At 44.6% G+C, this 18,078-nt stretch carries 11 protein-coding genes, 6 tRNA genes and 1 rRNA gene; 11 read left to right on the top strand and 7 right to left on the bottom strand.

Annotation, left to right across the window (positions count from 1 at the left end; translation table 11 throughout):
• The 3 genes from rrf to nagE form a co-directional block, all read left to right on the top strand.
• Positions 1–102 (top strand): 5S ribosomal RNA (gene rrf, locus HKI82_RS18720); the annotation flags it as partial.
• A 92-nt stretch (positions 103–194) separates the two neighbouring features.
• A tRNA-Ser gene (locus tag HKI82_RS18715) sits at positions 195–285 on the top strand.
• A 154-nt stretch (positions 286–439) separates the two neighbouring features.
• Positions 440–1,927 carry an N-acetylglucosamine-specific PTS transporter subunit IIBC gene (nagE, locus tag HKI82_RS18710; RefSeq protein ID WP_102942837.1) on the top strand — a complete coding sequence of 496 codons (1,488 nt, stop codon included), beginning with the start codon at positions 440–442 and terminating at the stop codon, positions 1,925–1,927.
• Positions 1,928–1,982: 55 nt separating this feature from the next.
• On the opposite strand, the gene HKI82_RS18705 is transcribed toward nagE, so the two are convergent.
• The 3 genes from HKI82_RS18705 to ilvY all read right to left on the bottom strand — a co-directional run bounded on the left by HKI82_RS18705 (position 1,983) and on the right by ilvY (position 5,090).
• Positions 1,983–3,269, bottom strand: coding sequence for a sensor histidine kinase (locus tag HKI82_RS18705; RefSeq protein ID WP_171138849.1), 1,287 nt, complete (start codon positions 3,267–3,269; stop codon positions 1,983–1,985).
• Positions 3,253–3,927, bottom strand: a complete 675-nt coding sequence (locus HKI82_RS18700) for a response regulator transcription factor (RefSeq protein WP_102942839.1) — start codon at positions 3,925–3,927, stop codon at positions 3,253–3,255. The genes HKI82_RS18705 and HKI82_RS18700 overlap by 17 nt, the downstream gene beginning before the upstream one ends.
• Positions 3,928–4,199: 272 nt before the next feature.
• Entirely contained in the window at positions 4,200–5,090 is an 891-nt protein-coding gene (ilvY, locus tag HKI82_RS18695; protein WP_102942840.1) for an HTH-type transcriptional activator IlvY, read from the bottom strand.
• 137 nt (positions 5,091–5,227) lie between these two features.
• On the opposite strand from ilvY, the gene ilvC reads away from it, so the two are divergent.
• Positions 5,228–6,712, top strand: coding sequence for a ketol-acid reductoisomerase (ilvC, locus tag HKI82_RS18690; RefSeq protein ID WP_102942841.1), 1,485 nt, complete (start codon positions 5,228–5,230; stop codon positions 6,710–6,712).
• 163 nt (positions 6,713–6,875) lie between these two features.
• Here ilvC and ubiK read toward each other — a convergent pair whose 3' ends face one another.
• The 3 genes from ubiK to HKI82_RS18675 form a co-directional block, all read right to left on the bottom strand.
• Positions 6,876–7,127, bottom strand: a complete 252-nt coding sequence (ubiK, locus tag HKI82_RS18685; protein ID WP_042489818.1) for a ubiquinone biosynthesis accessory factor UbiK — start codon at positions 7,125–7,127, stop codon at positions 6,876–6,878.
• A gap of 117 nt (positions 7,128–7,244) precedes the next feature.
• Positions 7,245–10,352 carry a multidrug efflux RND transporter permease subunit gene (locus HKI82_RS18680; protein ID WP_171138848.1) on the bottom strand — a complete coding sequence of 1,036 codons (3,108 nt, stop codon included), beginning with the start codon at positions 10,350–10,352 and terminating at the stop codon, positions 7,245–7,247.
• A gap of 11 nt (positions 10,353–10,363) precedes the next feature.
• Positions 10,364–11,470, bottom strand: a complete 1,107-nt coding sequence (locus HKI82_RS18675) for an efflux RND transporter periplasmic adaptor subunit (protein WP_042489814.1) — start codon at positions 11,468–11,470, stop codon at positions 10,364–10,366.
• A gap of 270 nt (positions 11,471–11,740) precedes the next feature.
• On the opposite strand from HKI82_RS18675, the gene rep reads away from it, so the two are divergent.
• Positions 11,741–13,756: a DNA helicase Rep gene (rep, locus tag HKI82_RS18670; protein WP_171138847.1), complete on the top strand. Its 2,016-nt coding sequence runs from the start codon at positions 11,741–11,743 to the stop codon at positions 13,754–13,756.
• 82 nt (positions 13,757–13,838) lie between these two features.
• On the opposite strand, the gene HKI82_RS18665 is transcribed toward rep, so the two are convergent.
• Positions 13,839–14,240: a c-type cytochrome gene (locus HKI82_RS18665; protein ID WP_042489810.1), complete on the bottom strand. Its 402-nt coding sequence runs from the start codon at positions 14,238–14,240 to the stop codon at positions 13,839–13,841.
• Between the two features lie 317 nt (positions 14,241–14,557).
• Here HKI82_RS18665 and HKI82_RS18660 point away from each other — a divergent pair.
• From HKI82_RS18660 to HKI82_RS18635, 6 genes are all read left to right on the top strand, one after another.
• A tRNA-Arg gene (locus tag HKI82_RS18660) sits at positions 14,558–14,634 on the top strand.
• A gap of 43 nt (positions 14,635–14,677) precedes the next feature.
• Positions 14,678–14,753, top strand: a tRNA-His gene (locus HKI82_RS18655).
• Between the two features lie 55 nt (positions 14,754–14,808).
• Positions 14,809–14,885 (top strand) — tRNA-Pro (locus tag HKI82_RS18650).
• Positions 14,886–14,894: 9 nt separating this feature from the next.
• Positions 14,895–14,970: transfer RNA gene (locus HKI82_RS18645), tRNA-His, on the top strand.
• 55 nt (positions 14,971–15,025) lie between these two features.
• Positions 15,026–15,102, top strand: a tRNA-Pro gene (locus HKI82_RS18640).
• Between the two features lie 1,179 nt (positions 15,103–16,281).
• Complete coding sequence (locus HKI82_RS18635; protein ID WP_102942844.1) at positions 16,282–17,997, top strand: ABC transporter ATP-binding protein; 1,716 nt, start codon at positions 16,282–16,284, stop codon at positions 17,995–17,997.
• Positions 17,998–18,078: the final 81 nt, after the last annotated feature.

Here is an 18,078-nt window from a genome sequence, read left to right as displayed (position 1 = left end):
CGATTTGGACCCACCTGATTCCATGCCGAACTCAGAAGTGAAACGAATTAGCGCCGATGGTAGTGTGGGGTCTCCCCATGTGAGAGTAGGACATCGCCAGGCTTTAAATTAGGTAATCATCTTTTTAATCGATGAAAGCCAAAACTAAAAATGTAGCATCGTTCGAGTAAGACTTATTTTTAGTAAAAAATTGTGGAGAGATGGCTGAGTGGTTGAAAGCACCGGTCTTGAAAACCGGCGTACGTTAATAGCGTACCTAGGGTTCAAATCCCTATCTCTCCGCCACATTGCAAAGCCCGCTAGAAATAGCGGGCTTTTTGCTATCTGTACCTTTCTAAAATCATCGTGAAAAGATTAATAAAACTTAATCTACGCACAACCACCGCTTAATCATCCTGCTCGTATCCTCTCTTAACAATTAAACGCAAGAGGATAAAACGTGAACATTTTAGGATACTTACAAAAAATCGGTAAAGCACTGATGGTGCCTATTGCCGTGCTACCTGCCGGTGGTTTGATGCTTGGCCTTGGCTACGCTTTAGACCCATCAGGATGGGGGGCGAATAACCCATTAGCTGCTGTGCTGGTCTACGGTGGTAAAGGGATTATGGATAACCAGGCTTGGTTGTTTGCGGTTGGTGTTGCTTATGGATTAGCGAAAGATAATAACGGTGCAGCCGCTCTATCTGGCTTACTTGGTCTGCTAATTGTCGAGATGATTGTCGGAAATACCGCCGTGATTTCTCAGATCACCGGAGTGCCTGTCGCTGATATGAGTTCTTCGGAACTGATTGCGTCCGCGGCTGCTGTTAGTGCATTTACCGGTATCATGATGGGGATAGTGGCTGCCACTCTTTATAACCGTTTTCACACTATCAAACTGCCTGCTGCATTAGGTTTCTTTGGCGGTAAACGTTTCGTGCCCATAGTGACTTCGCTGGCTTCTATTCTGATCAGTGTTGTGATGGTTTACGTATGGCCTGCAGTTTATGGCTCCTTAGTTAATTTTGGCGTTTCGATTTCTGAAATGGGCGCAGCTGGCGCTGGCATATACGGTTTCTTCAACCGTCTTCTTATTCCCGTTGGTTTACATCATGCCCTGAATCAGGTGTTCATCTTTGACCTTGTCGGTATTAACGACATTTCTAAGTTCTGGTCTGGGACTGGCGAATTAGGCGTCACAGGTATGTATCAAGCAGGCTTCTTCCCATTTATGGGATATGGTTTACCTGCTGCATGTTTGGCTATGTATCACTGTGCTAAGCCTGAGAACAAGAAAAGAGTTGGCGGCATTCTTGGGGCGTCAGCTCTGACCGCAATATTAACCGGTGTTACTGAACCTATTGAGTTTGCATTTATGTTTGTGGCGCCAGCTTTATATGTTGTTCATGCTTTACTTGCCGCACTATCCCTTTATATTGCCGCGAGTATGCAGTGGTTTGCGGGTTTCACTTTCAGCGGTGGTTTAATCGACTTCATTCTGTCTTTCAATTTGCCTCTCGCAATCAAACCGTACATGTTGATCCTACAAGGGTTTGCCTTCGCGGTGATCTACTACAGTGTGTTCCGATTCGCTATCGTTAAGTTTGATTTGAAAACACCGGGACGCGAAGATGCAGAGGTTGCTGAAGAGAACGAAACGACAACCAATGAGAAAGCTGCTCAGTATCTGAAAGCGTTGGGAGGCCATAGTAATCTTACTTCTATCGATTCATGTATTACGCGCCTTCGATTAACGTTGAAAGACATTTCCATTGTTGATGAGCGTACGCTTAAAGCCATAGGGGCGATGGGCGTAGTGAAGATAGGTGCGAATAACTTGCAGGTAATTATTGGGACAGAAGCCGAAGAAGTGGCTCACTCGATGAAGCTTATTCCAGAGACACGAGATTTATCGGATGTTGTTGTTCCTAGCTTCTCTGCTTAACTGGATATCAAATGAAGATAAAGGCTAAGCGGTGACTTAGCCTTTTTTATGTCGATTAATTATCAAAATAGAGCCGTGCACGTAGACCCGGATTGTTGTCACGCAAGAACAGGTGTGCGTTATGCAGATTAACGACCGCATCAACCAGAGATAACCCTAGGCCATTGCCTGCTTCAGAACGGCTTTGGTCAGCCCGATACATAGGGCGGCAAACATACATTTTGTCGTAGTCAGAAATACCAATGCCAGTATCGGCGATGACAACACCATAGCAGTCAGCAATGATATCAATCGATCCACCGCTTGGGGTGTATTTCACTGCATTTTCCAGCAGGTTAAATACGGCTCTAAACAGCAGCGAGCGATCCCCGGTAACCTCGCAAAGGGTGTCTTGCCTGAAGGTTAAGCGTTGCTGTTTTGCTTCAGCTACTGGGGCAATGAACTCTATGGCGTCTTGGGTTACTTTGCCTAAATCGATGGACTCTTTACTGATATTGATTTGGCCGCTGTTCAGTTTGGCAATTTCAAGCATGCTATTGAACAGTGACAGGATGAGTTCCAACTCATCATAGCAAGCGGAAATACTCGCTCTTTGAGAGAGCGATAGCTTGTCTTGGTCTAGAATGTCTTCGAGACGCAGTTTAAGCCTCGCCATCGGCGTTCTCATATCGTGAGCTAAACCTGTGGTCAGAGATTTAAGGCTAGACTCGTTCTTGGCCATTTGTTCAATCATGAAGTTGAGGTGAATGGCTAAAATATCAAACTCATCATCCTGCCGAGAAACCGCTATTTTGACATTATGCTCTCCGCACAGGACGCGATTCATAGCGTGATTTACTTTTTCCAACCGCTTGAGAATAAGTACAGTGAAAAACAGTGCAGATATAATCATGACGGCAACAGGAAGAATGATCCCAGAGAAGACAATCGGAATGAGGGATTTTCGATATTCTTCAACAGCGGTTTTATTCACACCGATCTCCAGCTTGAGGTTGTTACCGACCAGAATGTTATGCCTGTTTCTTTGCAAATCGATTGGGTAGTAAGAGTGTGGCAAGTCGGTTTCGTCAGTTTCAATCAGGTTGTAGTAGAAAGGGGTTGTGGCGGATCGCTTGGTTTCTAAAAGTTGTCTTACATCTTCCGTGCTCTGCTGTGCTGCAAAGTTGAACTCCAAAATCTCTTCATTGAGTTGTCTGGCGAGTTGTTGGCGGTGGAAATTATCTGAATCTCTGTAGACTTGGTGTATCACTATGATGTTGATGAGAGTCACGAGTAAAAACAGACTTACCAATGTTTTAAATACGGATGAACGGGTTAATGCATAGTCATCGACGAAGGACATACCCGACACCTCTCACTGTATGTAACAGCCCTGAACATCCGGCATCTTCCAGCTTGCGGCGTAGGTTTGCTACATGCACATCAATGACGTTGGTTCTAGGATCAAAATGATAGCTCCAGATATTTTCGAACAGACGCATGCGCGATACCACTTGCTCACTATGTTCTACAAAGTATTGAATAAGTTGGAACTCTTTCGGCTGAAGAATGATTTCCTGCTGATTGCAGGTCACTTTGTGTGCTTTGAGATCGACTTGTAAACAGTGGTAATTAAGAACGTGTTTAGTCGTTTGGGGTCTATGAGCGCGGTTGATAATGATGTTGACTCTTGCAATAAGCTCTGCCAATGCGAACGGTTTAATCAAGTAGTCGTCGCTACCCGCTTGCAAACCATCGACGCGGTCATTGACGCTATCCATTGCACTTAATATCAGTACAGGAAGCTGCTCTTCAGCGGCTTTAATCGCGGCCAGCACTTTCATTCCATCAAGGTAGGGCAACATTCTGTCTAGAATGATCAGTTGGTATTCAGAACTTAGCGCCATCATCAGCCCTTTCTTACCATCTTCTGCTTGGTCAACAATATAGCCGTGTTCCGTTAGCCCTTTACTGACAAACTCTCGGGTTGTGCTGTCATCTTCAATGATGAGTATTTTCATAGGATGTCCTTTTTGATTGGTACTTTACCGGTGAAAGCAAGTAGGAAGGGAATGAAAAAAGTAGGCTCGCGTGACTAATGCGAGCCAATACGATTTAGGGGGTAAATCGTTAAACATTGCAGCTTTGTATATAGGTTGTCGGGCAGATTGTATGTGAACCTATATTGAGCAGACCTTTTGGAAAGATTAAAGATAGTTAATGAAACAGTGTTAACTTTGGTGTGCGAATTTACCCGTTTTAATATCGGCAGCTCTACGTTTAGAGCGTGCCTTTACTGAGAAATAAATGTCCCTTCTGCCAGCTCCCATAATGCTCTCACCAATGGATTATCCAACTGTGAGCGTCGGCAACAAACCCCGAGTTGAAAGGGTTTAATCGGAGAGTAGGACAGGCGCTGAATACTGTCTCGCACAGGGCTGTTGTTAATGACAACGTCGGGTGCGATTCCTACACCACAGCCGAGTGCTACCATACTGACGATCGCTTCATGGCCAGCAATCTGTGCATAGATGCTAGGTTTGATTTTCATTTTCTTAAACCAAGTATTGGCACGATCGCGGGCGGTTCCTGATTCGGGAACAATAAAGGGAATCTGGTTCCAGTCAGGTTTTTCTTTATGCAGCTCTTCAACCCAACTGCTAATTCCTATCGGCGCAATCACGGAAAGTGGTATTTCACTGATGGTGGTGAACTCCACTTTGGACGGTAAGCTCTCAGGCATGGCGGAAATCGCGATATCCGCTTCATCATTTAAAATCTTATCGATTGCCTGAGCAGGATCACCGGTAAGCAACTTAAATTCGATGAATGGATGCTTAAGTCTGAATGAACTCAGTAGCTGCGGAAGATGACTGTAGCTTGCGGTTACTGAACAAAAGAGGCGAATTTCACCTTTGAGTTCATGATCTTGTGCATTGATTTGAGACTGAAATTGCGTCCAGTCGTGAACCATTTTTATGGCAACGGGTAATAACTTTTCCCCCGCGGGAGTCAGCTCTACACTGCGGTTATCGCGAATAAACAGCGGGTGCCCAATCTCATCTTCCAACTTCTGTATTTGACGGCTTAAAGCGGAAGGGCTGACATGCATGGATGTGGCCGACTTGCTGAAATTCTTGCTGTCGCAGATATTGAGAAACAATTTGATGGTTTTGATATTCATGAATCTTTCCATGTTGCATTTATTGCAATGACTAATTGTGAATATATCACTTTCAGCAATTAAATGTCTGCTTTAGTATGAACTCATTCGGTGCAGAGCCACCGACCCTACGGAAAGATAATTACAGGAGCACCACAATGGCTAACTATTTCAATACCCTAAATCTACGTGAACAATTGGACCAACTAGGCCGCTGTCGTTTCATGGATCGTGAAGAGTTCGCGACAGAAGCTGATTACCTGAAAGGTAAGAAAGTGGTTATCGTAGGTTGTGGTGCTCAAGGTCTTAACCAAGGTCTGAACATGCGTGATTCAGGTCTAGATGTTTCTTACGCACTTCGCCAGGCAGCAATTGACGAAAAACGTCAGTCTTACAAAAATGCAAAAGACAACGGTTTCAACGTAGGCAGCTACGAAGATCTTATTCCTCAAGCAGACCTAGTAGTAAACCTAACTCCTGATAAACAACACACAAACGTTGTTCAAACCGTAATGCCTCTAATGAAAGAAGGCGCTGCACTAGGTTACTCACACGGCTTCAACATCGTTGAAGAAGGCATGCAAATTCGTAAAGACATTACTGTTGTAATGGTTGCGCCTAAGTGTCCGGGTACTGAAGTACGTGAAGAATACAAACGTGGTTTCGGTGTTCCTACTCTGATCGCTGTGCACCCAGAAAATGATCCTAAAGGTGAAGGTTGGGATATCGCTAAAGCTTGGGCTGCAGCTACTGGTGGTCACCGTGCTGGCTGTCTAGAGTCTTCATTTGTAGCAGAAGTAAAATCTGACTTAATGGGTGAGCAAACTATCCTGTGTGGTATGTTGCAAGCGGGTTCTATCGTTTGTTACGAGAAAATGGTTGCTGAAGGTATCGATGCAGGCTACGCAGGTCGTCTACTTCAATACGGTTGGGAAACCATTACAGAAGCATTGAAGTTCGGTGGCATCACTCACATGATGGACCGTCTGTCTAACCCTGCGAAAATCAAAGCATTCGAGCTTTCTGAAGAACTAAAAGAGCTAATGCGTCCACTGTACAACAAACACATGGATGACATTATCTCTGGTCACTTCTCTAGCACTATGATGGCTGACTGGGCAAATGACGATGCGAACCTTCTTGGCTGGCGTGCAGAGACTGCAGAAACTGCATTCGAAAACTACCCAGAATCAAGCGTTAAGATCAGCGAGCAAGAGTTCTTTGACAACGGCATTCTAATGATTGCAATGGTTCGTGCTGGGGTTGAATTGGCATTCGAAGCAATGACTGCATCAGGCATTATCGATGAGTCTGCTTACTACGAATCACTACATGAGCTTCCACTGATTGCAAACACGGTTGCTCGTAAGCGTCTGTATGAAATGAACGTGGTTATCTCTGATACTGCGGAATACGGTAACTACCTATTCGCTAACGTTGCAACGCCTCTACTGCGTGAGAAGTTCATGCCAAACGTAGGTACTGACGTAATCGGTAAAGGTTTAGGCGAAACGTCTAACCAAGTAGATAACGCGAAACTTATTGAAGTGAACAGCATCATCCGTAACCACCCAGTGGAATACATCGGTGAAGAGCTACGTGGCTACATGAAAGACATGAAGCGCATCGCGGTTGGTGACTAATAGAAAATAAATGCCAGCCAAACACTAAAAATTCAAAGGCTGGCATAGCGTTAGCGCAATAAATATAAAAGCAAACACAACAAGAACAAAAAGGGCTGAGTCGTGAGATTCAGCCCTTTTACTATTTTTCAAATTCTATTTATCGAATTACCGACGAATGGAATTATTTATCAGCCAATTTGCTTTCCAGCTCTGCTAGCTTTTGTTCCATCTCCGTCAGCTTCTGACGAGTGCGAAGCAGCACTTGAGTTTGTACATCAAACTCTTCACGGCTCACTACATCCAGTTTGTTAAGCTGGCCTTGAATTACTTGGCGAACTTTCTGTTCCACATCCGCACCCAGCTCTTTGACCGGTTGAGGCATTGATTCGTGAATTTGCTTAGCAATTTGCTCGAGTTTCTTTGGGTCAAACATCGGGTTTCTCTCCTATCTTTCTGGTGAACATTCTATTCAATTCGCACCAGAAAGTCGTTAATTGCTGCAATAAAAAAGGCCACAGATGTGACCTTTTGTGATTATGAGAACATGAAGTTATTCATGACTCGCTTGCTGCTCTTTGTCAAAACGCGCCAGAGCTTCGAGTTCTTTCGCTTCGACAAACACTGGTAGTGGTTTGTGTTTTTCTGCTAGGTAGCTATAGATCACAGGTAACACGAACAGTGTGAATAGCGTACCAATAGAAAGACCAGCAACGATAACAACACCGATACTGAAGCGTTGAGCTGCACCTGCACCTGTTGCGTACATCAGTGGGATCAAGCCTGCAATCATCGCAGCGGTTGTCATCAGAATTGGACGAAGACGAACTTTCGCCGCTTCAGTAACCGCTTCAATACGAGATTTCTTATTATGCAGCTGCTCTTCTTTTGCCACTTCACAAATCAAAATACCGTGTTTGGTGATCAGGCCAACCAGAGTAATCAAACCTACCTGCGAGTAGATATTCATGGTTGACGCACCCCAAGCCAACGTAATCAGCGCACCACAAATTGCCAACGGTACGGACACCATGATGACCAGTGGATCTTTCAATGATTCAAACTGAATAGCGAGAACCAGGAAGATGATAGCCAGAGCTAGAGCGAATGTAGCGTAAAGAGCATTACCTTCGGTGACGTACTGACGAGCCTCGCCCATGTAGTCATGGTTATATCCGCTAGGAAGCTTCGTTTCTGCAACATTTTCAAACCAGTTAATTGCGTCACCCATTGCCGTACCTGGTGATGGCACTGCGCCAATAGTGGCGGAGTTTAACTGGTTGAAGTGTGGCAGTGAACGAGGTTCTGCGACTACATCAATACTGATTAAGCTACCCAGTGGTACAGCTTTACCATCAACCGCGCGAACAAAGTAGTTCTTCATGGACTCAGGGTTCAGGCGGTATTTGCGTTCCACTTGCGGGATCACTTCATAAGAACGGCCATCGAGGTCAATTCGGTTTACGTAACCGTCTGCCATCATGGTGCCAAGTGTGATACCAATATCTTGCATGGTTACGCCATAAGCACCGGCTTTATCTTTATCAATATTGATTTTCATCGTTGCTGAGTCGTAATTCAGATCCAAATCCGAATAAACAAACAGTGGGCTCAACTTAACGTCGGTCAATATTTCAGTAGCGATGGTAAACAGACTTTCGAAGCTGCTTGGTGTAGTCAAAACAAACTGGATCGGTAGGCCAGAACCTGCACCCGGAAGTTCAGGCATTTGGAATGCAGTCACAGCCATACCCGGAATGTTTTGGATTAACGAACCCACGCGGTTGGTCACTTCAGCTTGGCTTGCTTCTCGCTCGCTCCAAGGCACCATAGATGCGATACCAAACGCTTGGTTTGAGTTTGGAACCCCCGTAAACACCTGAGCAAATTGAACTTCTTTTTGCTCTGACAGAATCTTGTTCACGTCATTCATTGTATTTTGCAGGTAGTCCAAGTTCGCATTTGAAGGTCCGGTACCCATCAGCACCACAACACCTTTATCTTCAGATGGTGCAAGTTCACTTGGGATAAACTTAAACAGCATTGGTAAGCTTGCAAACACGATGAAAGCAAACGCAATGATAACTGGACGACGTTGCATCACAGCATCCAGCATTCGAGCGTATCTCTCCGTCATCCCATCTAGGATATGGTGAACCTTTTTCTCAAACTTGCTTGGCTCTTCATTTGCCTTAAGCATTTTTGAACACATCATTGGCGACAGTGTTAAGGCGACTACACCTGAAACAAACACCGCACCCGCAAGCGTCAAAGCAAACTCTTTAAACAAAGAACCTGTGATTCCGCCCATCATGGCGATCGGAGCGTATACCGCGCCTAGGGTTAACGTCATTGCGATAACAGGCACGGCGATTTCTCGTGTACCAATAATCGCAGCACGGAATGGTGTCTCGCCTAGCTTGATGTGACGGTCAACGTTTTCCAACACAACAATCGCATCATCTACAACCAGACCGATGGCCAGTACCATTGCCAGCAAGGTCATCAGGTTCCATGAGAAGCCCATTGATTGCATTACCATCGCAACACCGATCAGTGACAGCGGGATCGTTACAATTGGAATCAGTACCGCACGGAATGAGCCAAGGAACAATGTAATGACGATCAATACAATCAAGGCCGCTTCTAAGATGGTTTTAATTACCTCTTGAATCGACTCGTTAATCGCGATGGTAGAGTCATACATCACATTCATTTCAATGTTGCTAGGCAAGTTACTCTTTAGCTGAGGTAAAAGGCCGAGTACATCGGCAGCAATGTTAATTGGGTTCGCGCTTGGTGCTGCGTTAATTGCAGCAACAACCGCTTCGCGTCCATTAGCACTTGCACGATAAACATCATGACTTTTTTCCAAAGAGACTTTAGCCACATCGCTCAAACGGATGACAGAACCTTCGCCCGTTTTAACAACTAGGTTTTTAAGTTCATCGACATTCGATACTTGTGTATCTGCACTACCGTTATAAAGGACGAACTCACCCGTTGCTTGACCGGTTGCCGATTGGTAGTTATTGGCATTCAATACACCCATAACATCGCTAGCGGTTAGGTTAAGTGCCGCCATTTTTGCTGGATCAAGCCAAACGCGTAGCGCGTACTTCATACCGCCATATAAGTCGACTTTGGATACGCCGTTTACCGTAAATAGCTGCGGGTTGATTACACGTTCCAGATAGTCAGTGATCTGACTGGACGCCAATTCGTCACTGGTGAAACCGATATACAGAACAGCAGTCGTTGAACCTGTCGACATGGTGACTGACGGGTCTTCTGCTTCTTTCGGTAGCTGCGAACGCACAGAGTTTGTTTTCGCTAATATATCCGATAGAGCAGCATTCGGGTCAGTATTAAGTTTCATCATTACCGTAATGGTGGATTTACCTAGTACGGATGACGATGTCATATAGTCAATGTTGTCGGCCTGAGCGATGGCTTGCTCCAAAGGCTGGGTAATAAAGCCTTGGATTAAGTCCGCACTTGCCCCGTAGTAACTAGTTGAAACCGTTACTACTGTATTCGTCATTTCCGGATATTCACTGACCTGCATTTTGAACATTGCTTGCAGACCAAGCAGTGCAATCAAAAAGCTGATGGATATCGCGAGAACTGGACGTTTTATAAAAACATCAGTAAAGCGCATGAGTCCTCCAATTACAGCATCGGTGTTTGAGCTGGTGGAGTAGTCGCACTGCTTTCTACTACACGAACTTTTGAGTTGTTGCTTAGACGAACTTGACCTGACGTGATCACCACATCACCAATCTCTAAGCCATCAAGGACATGAGCATCTGCACCTTTACGCTCGCCAACTTTTACCACACGTTGCTCTACGCGATCAGCACCATCGACCTTTTTCATCACATAGACACTATCACCATAGAGAGTAAAGGTTATCGCTGTTTGAGGAACGATCACTTGGTCAACTAACTTAGGCAAAATAATGTTAGCGCGAGCAAACATACCGCTACGAAGAAGACCATCGTTGTTTGGGATATCCGCTTGAACTTGAATCAGGCCACTTTGCACGCTGACAGCAGGTTCAATAGCTGTAATTGAGCCAGTAAAAGATTTTTCCGGATATGAATCGACAAAAATATCGACCTCTTGTCCTAGAGAAATTCGGGAAATGTCGGTCTGTGAAACGGTAAAGCGTAAACGCATAATGCTGGTATCCTCAAGGCGCACAATGTCTGTGCCCGGTTGAAGATATTGGCCTAAGTAAACATTACGAATACCGACTACACCAGCAAACGGTGCTTTGATTTCACGACGTGCAATCGCTGCTTTGAGGCTTTCAATATCCGCAGACAGAGACAAGTAGCTTGCTTCTGCATCATCGTAAGACTCTTTTGAAATCGAGCCTTTGGTATACAAGCCTTTGTAGCGCTTATATTTTGCTTCAGCCGCAGGAAGGCGTGCCTGAGTACTTTTCAGGTTGGCGATTTCCACTTGTGAATCTAGCAATACCAATGGTTGATCTGTCGAGACTTGAGCGCCTGATTCAAACATTATCTTGTCGATCACACCGCTGGTCTCAGTAGTTAAAGTAACACCTTGGTTTGGTTCAATAAAACCGATAGCTTCAATCACTGGCGTCCAGTCATTAGCTGTTACTTCTGTGACGGTAACAGGAAACTCTGGTTCAGGACGGTTTGCCATGTACTCGGCGATTTTCTGTTGCTTGAATAAATTGAAACCAATCACGCTGCCAAAAAGTAGCACAGCAATCAGTAACATAAAAAAGGTCCACTTTTTCATTCGGCTCAGAGCTCCAAGTTCGTGTCGGATTAATATTCAGTTGCTTTTAAATCAATCCATTAAACACGTTTGCTAACGAGTAAACCCGAGAAGAGGGTTCTGCTCGGGAAAGGTAAATTCATAATGTGGCGGTATTATGCGCAACGAAGTATTCATTTTGCAATACACTTGTACAATAAAATGACAAATAGTTACACTTTTAACTTAGTTGGAATTGATCGCTTATGCAGACTATCATAAGCGGCCTTTATTTATCGACTCGAGAACACTATGAAGCTGAACCCTAGACAAGACGAAGCCGTAAAGTATGTATCTGGCCCATGCTTGGTTTTAGCAGGTGCGGGTTCAGGTAAAACACGTGTAATCACTAATAAAATAGCCTATTTAGTTCAGCAATGTGGTTATAAAGCGCGCAATATTGCAGCGGTGACCTTTACTAATAAAGCGGCGCGTGAAATGAAAGAGCGTGTCGGGCAGACTTTAGGACGCCAAGAATCCAGAGGTTTGATGGTTTCAACCTTCCATACCTTAGGTTTGAATATCATTCGTCGTGAGTTTAAGCACCTCGGTTTAAAAGCGGGTTTCTCTCTGTTTGACGACCAAGATCAGCTAGCGTTGCTAAAAGAGTTAACGGAAAAGCAGCTCGATGGTGACAAAGACTTGCTGCGCCAGTTGATGAGTACCATCTCCAATTGGAAAAATGACATGATCACGCCTGAGCATGCCAAAGCAAGTGCTCAAGGCGAACAGATGCAGCTGTTTGCTTTCTGTTTTGAAATGTATCAAACCCAGATGCGCGCTTATAACGCATTGGATTTTGATGATTTGATTCTCATGCCTGTGCTGCTATTGCGTGGCAATGAAGAAGTTCGCCAGCGCTGGCAAAATCGTATTCGCTATCTGCTGGTTGATGAATACCAAGATACCAACTCCAGTCAGTATGAACTGGTCAAACTGCTGGTGGGTGAACGCGCCCGTCTCACCGTCGTTGGCGACGATGATCAGTCCATCTATTCATGGCGTGGGGCGAAACCACAGAACTTGGTGTTGCTTGGTCAAGATTTTCCTAACTTAAAACTGATTAAGTTGGAGCAGAACTACCGCTCAACCAGCCGTATTCTTCGCGCAGCTAACATCTTGATTGCCAACAACCCGCACGTGTATGAAAAATCGCTGTTCTCTGAGATCCCTGATGGGGAAAAACTCAAAGTCATTTTAGCGAAAAATGATGAACATGAAGCTGAACGTGTAACGGCAGAAATCATTGCTCATAAGTTTCTTAATAGAACCGAATACAGAGATTATTCAATTTTGTATCGCGGGAACCATCAGTCACGATTGATAGAAAAGTATCTGACGCAAAACCGGGTTCCGTACAAAATCTCCGGTGGCACGTCGTTTTTCGCTCGAGCTGAAATCAAAGACATCATGGCTTATCTGCGAGTGTTGGTGAATCCAGATGATGACAATGCGTTCTTACGCATCGTCAATACACCTCGCAGAGAGATAGGCCCTGTCACACTGGAAAAGCTGGGCAGCTATGCCAATATGCGAGGAAAAAGCTTGTTTGAAGCGAGCTTTGAACTGGGTTTAGAACAGCACTTATCGGGAAGAGGTCTGGAGAACTTACAGCGTTTTACTCAGTGGTTGGTCGCGATCGCTGATAATGCGGAACGTGGTAATACGGTTGAAGCAGTACGTTCACTGGTTCGCGATATCAACTACGAAGACTGGTTGTATGAAACCTCATCAAGCCCTAAAGCAGCAGAGATGCGCATGAAGAACGTCTCTGATCTTTACTCTTGGATAGTTGCTGACTTAGAAGGTGATAATCCAGATAAAGAAGAGAAAACTCTCAAAGAGGTGGTTCAGCGATTGACCCTACGTGACATGATGGAACGCGGCGAAGACAGTGATGACAGTGATGCTGTTCAGCTAATGACTTTGCATGCGTCTAAAGGTCTTGAGTTTCCATACGTTTACTTGCTTGGTGCTGAGGAAGGTATTCTGCCCCATCAAACCAGTATTGATGAAGACAATGTAGAAGAAGAGCGTCGCTTAATGTATGTGGGTATCACTCGTGCGCAGCGGGAACTGACTTTTATTATGTGTAAAGAGCGTCGCCAGTTCGGTGAACTGATAAAGCCGACACAAAGCCGCTTCTTAGACGAACTTCCGTTTGATGATGTGGAATGGGAAAGCCAGAAACAACCGCAAACAGCAGAAGAGCGTATGGCGAAAGGGCAGGCTCACATTGCCAACTTGCGTGCAATGTTCAAAAAATAGCGTGCTCGATAGAGACTGAAATAAAAAGGGCTTGGTATAAACCAAGCCTTTTTACATAGAAAGCGTCTGATATAGAAAGAAATTACAAACCTTCAATCATGTGCTCGATTGCTGCAACGATTTCATCGTCAGAACAGTCCATACATGTACCTTTAGGTGGCATCATGTTTAAACCGTTAATCGCATGGGTTTTCAATACATCGATGCCTTGAGCAATACGAGGTGCCCATTGGTCAGCGTTACCTTTGATTGGCGCACCGCTTACTCCAGAGGCGTGACAAGCGATACAGAAAGTACCGTAGACTTTCGCACCATCACGAGGGCCTGCAGGTTCTGCAGAAACAGGTTCACTACCAGCTAGGTAAACATCACCAACGGGTTTAATACGTTCAGCAATAGCATCATAATCAGCTTGGCTAGTTGCTAGGGCTGCAGTAGAAAAAGTTAGAGCAGCGAACAATACGCTAAAGAGTGATCGAGACATATCCTATAAACTCACTTTACATTCCGAAGGTAAGTGCTGCTTACCTATTTATATTTAGAGTAGGGGTGATTTTAAGCAACATAGTTTGTGTGTTAAGTTAACTTTGCTGTTAAATCAATGTAAACAGTGAGTGATTATATCCCGATAAGTTGTTGCAATAAACAACAAGTTGCGATCTTCAAGGTCTTAGTCACATCCTTATTGTGGTAATAGCTACAAGGATGTGACGAAAAAGCCATCAAACGGCAAAAAAAGTTGAAAAAATACTAGACGACATAGTGTGAACTACGTATTATTCCACTCCGCCGATAGGGCATGCGCCCGTAGCTCAGCTGGATAGAGCGTTGGCCTCCGGAGCCAAAGGTCGAAGGTTCGAATCCTTTCGGGCGCGCCATCCGGATGCTTACGGGATTGTAAGCGAATTGGCAAATACAGTGGTGGCCATAGCTCAGTTGGTAGAGTCCCGGATTGTGATTCCGGTTGTCGCGAGTTCAAGCCTCGTTGGCCACCCCATTATTCTGGTAACTTCGGTTCCCTTTCTTGATGAATTTCGAGATAAAACACTCGTCGGTGAATAGCGCAGCTTGGTAGCGCATCTGGTTTGGGACCAGAGGGTCGGGGGTTCGAATCCCTCTTCACCGACCACTAATTTTGGTGGCCATAGCTCAGTTGGTAGAGTCCCGGATTGTGATTCCGGTTGTCGCGAGTTCAAGCCTCGTTGGCCACCCCATTATTCTGGTAACTTCGGTTCCCTTTCTTGATGAATTTCGAGATAAAACACTCGTCGGTGAATAGCGCAGCTTGGTAGCGCATCTGGTTTGGGACCAGAGGGTCGGGGGTTCGAATCCCTCTTCACCGACCACTACAACGAAGCCTCAGTCGAAAGACTGGGGCTTTTTTACATCCAAAGTTTAGGTTTTCGAACAGAGCGGGGTTCGCCTGATGTTCAGGATCTGGCTCTTCACCAACCACTATATAAAGTCTCGTTAGAAATGATGGGGCTTTTTTACATCTAGAGTTTAGTTTTTCGAACAGAGTGGGGTTCGCCTGATGTTCAGGATCTGGCTCTTCACCGACCCCTACATAAAGTCTCGTCAGAAATGACGGGGATTTTTTACATCCAGAGTTTAGGTTTTCGAGCAGAGCGGGGTTCGCCTGATGTGCGGGATCTGGCTCTTCATCGACAACCATAATGAAGCCTCAGTCGAAAGACTGGGGCTTTTTTACATCCAGATTTTAGGTCTTCGAACAGAGCGGGGTTCGCCTGATGTGCGGGATCTGGCTCTTCATCGACAACCATAATGAAGCCTCAGTCGAAAGACTGGGGCTTTTGTCGTCTTGAAGCAGAATGACGATGAAGTGGATGCTTTAATGATGTTTTTGTAATTTCATATGCTCAACGCTGGGATGTATTTCAAATTATTCTGGGTCATTTCTTGCGTTGAGTAAAAATCATCTAAAGTATAAGTGCGTGTATTTTGTACAAAAATGGATTTCTGAATTTTAAAGTGACTAAATTTGCAGTTTATGTGAATGAAACGGCTTGGAATAAACACCTGCTTATGTGATCTATGTTTCGATTTTATGACTGCTGTTTGATTTTAATTTGGTCATTAATTTTAGCTTTCGCTTTGAATTCTATTTTTGTTTCTATTTTGTTAATAAAATTTCATTGCTTAAATTTGATTTATTATTCACTGATTCAATTTTAGATTGTATGGTTATTTTGTGGCTTTACAGTGTTTAAGGCTGAGTTGTTCTGTGTATTTTTACGTGCTAGATGAATGGTCAAACCATTGTTATGTGCATTTATGGTGCATACAAATTCGATAATAGTGCTTTGAATTCGTTTTTTATCGACTTTTTATCCTATCTTTGTTGCTTTTCTGTGAAATATTTGCCAAATTGATGGGCTTGTAAATTGTCAGAATTTTGTACTGACAAGAATGGATTCACTTGTACTCATATTACTCGTATTTTTCACCGAGGTATGAGACGCAGACAGGGCAGAAAACTGCCGAGCAGTAGAGGTCTGGTGTAAATGTCACTTTTAGAAGTAAAAAACCTTCGTATTGAATATCCTTCGCGTCACGGTGTGCATGCGGCAGTAAAATCACTTTCGTTCAACATTGAGCGCGGTGAGATCGTCGGTGTGGTTGGCGAATCTGGTGCGGGTAAGTCTACCGTTGGTAATGCTGTTATTGATTTGCTTAGTCCTCCAGGCACGATTGCTGGTGGTGAAGTTTTCCTAGACGGCGAAAAAATCTCCGGTTTATCGCCTGAGAAAATGCGCAAAGTGCGTGGTTCTAAAATTGGCTTTATTTTCCAAGACCCGATGACGTCTTTGAACCCGCTATTTACCGTTGAGCACCAATTAACAGAAACCATTCATGCCAATATGAAGGTTTCTGAAGAAGAGGCCTATCAACGAGCGCTTTCCTTAATGAAGCAAGTGGGTATTCCTCAGCCTGAGAACCGTCTAAAGCAATACCCTCACCAGTTCTCTGGTGGTATGCGTCAGCGTGTGGTTATTGCTATCGCTCTTGCTGGTGAACCTGATCTGATTATTGCGGATGAACCAACAACGGCGCTGGATGTTTCTATTCAGGACCAAATCCTAAGTCTGATTCGTGAGTTGTGTATCAAGAACAACGTAGGTTGTATGTTGGTTACGCACGATATGGGTGTTGTGTCGAACGTTACTGATCGCGTCGCGGTTATGTATCGAGGTGATCTGGTTGAATTTGGCCCAACAGCAAAAGTGCTGGGTAACCCTGATCACAAATACACGCGCAGCCTGATTTCAGCTGTACCACGTTCTGACAAGAAGCTTGATCGTTTCCCGCTGGTGACTTACATCGAACAAGCGGAAGAGACAAAATCGATTGATATTAAAAATCACTGGTTAGGTAAGAGTCAGGACAACAGAGCGTACACAGGCCCGTTACTGAAAGTAGAAAACGTAAACTTGCGTTTTGTGACTAAAGATTCCTTATTCGAAAGCCGTCGTGAATATGTGCAAGCTTCAAACGATGTGAGTTTTGAAGTGTTTGAAGGCGAAACCTTTGGTCTGGTTGGCGAATCGGGTTCAGGTAAATCGACTATTGCGCGTGTTATCGCGGGTCTTTACCAGCCAAATGATGGTCGCGTGACATTTGAAGGCATTGATTTAACGGCTCTGAAATCTGAAAAAGAGCGTCGCCCTATGCGTCGTCAAATGCAGATGGTATTCCAAAACCCTTATACGTCGATGAACCCGCGTATGAAGATTTTCGATATCGTTGCGGAGCCTATTCGTTTCCATAAGCTAACCAGTGGTGAAGCGGAAACGCGTCAAATCGTAAACGATTTATTAGAGCACGTAGGCCTTGGCAAAATGGCTGGCGTGAAATATCCGCACGAGTTTTCAGGTGGTCAACGCCAACGTATTTCTATCGCTCGTGCGTTAGCAACGCGCCCGCGCTTACTGATTTGTGATGAACCGACATCCGCTCTGGATGTATCTGTACAGGCTCAGATTTTGAACCTTCTTAAAGATCTTCAAGATGAACTGAACCTAACCATGCTGTTTATCAGTCACGATTTACCTGTGATTCGCCAAATGTGTGATCGCGTAGGTGTGATGAAAATGGGGACTTTACTGGAAGTTGCGCCAACGGAGCAGCTTTTCAACTCTCCTCAGCACGAGTACAGTAAACAACTGATTTCTTTGATGCCTGAATTCACAGGGTTAAGAGAAGAAGTAGAAACGGCCTAAAGCCGTAACCATTACCAAACGTTCTTGTTTGGCATTTTAAGCAGAAGCAAATACAACAACTAGGGATTTGGATTCCCGCAT

It is taken from the genome of Vibrio plantisponsor (genome assembly GCF_013041605.1).
GTDB classification, from domain to species: domain Bacteria; phylum Pseudomonadota; class Gammaproteobacteria; order Enterobacterales; family Vibrionaceae; genus Vibrio; species Vibrio plantisponsor.
Note: the sequence above shows the minus strand (reverse complement) of the source record. Positions and strands in the feature narration are given on the sequence as shown.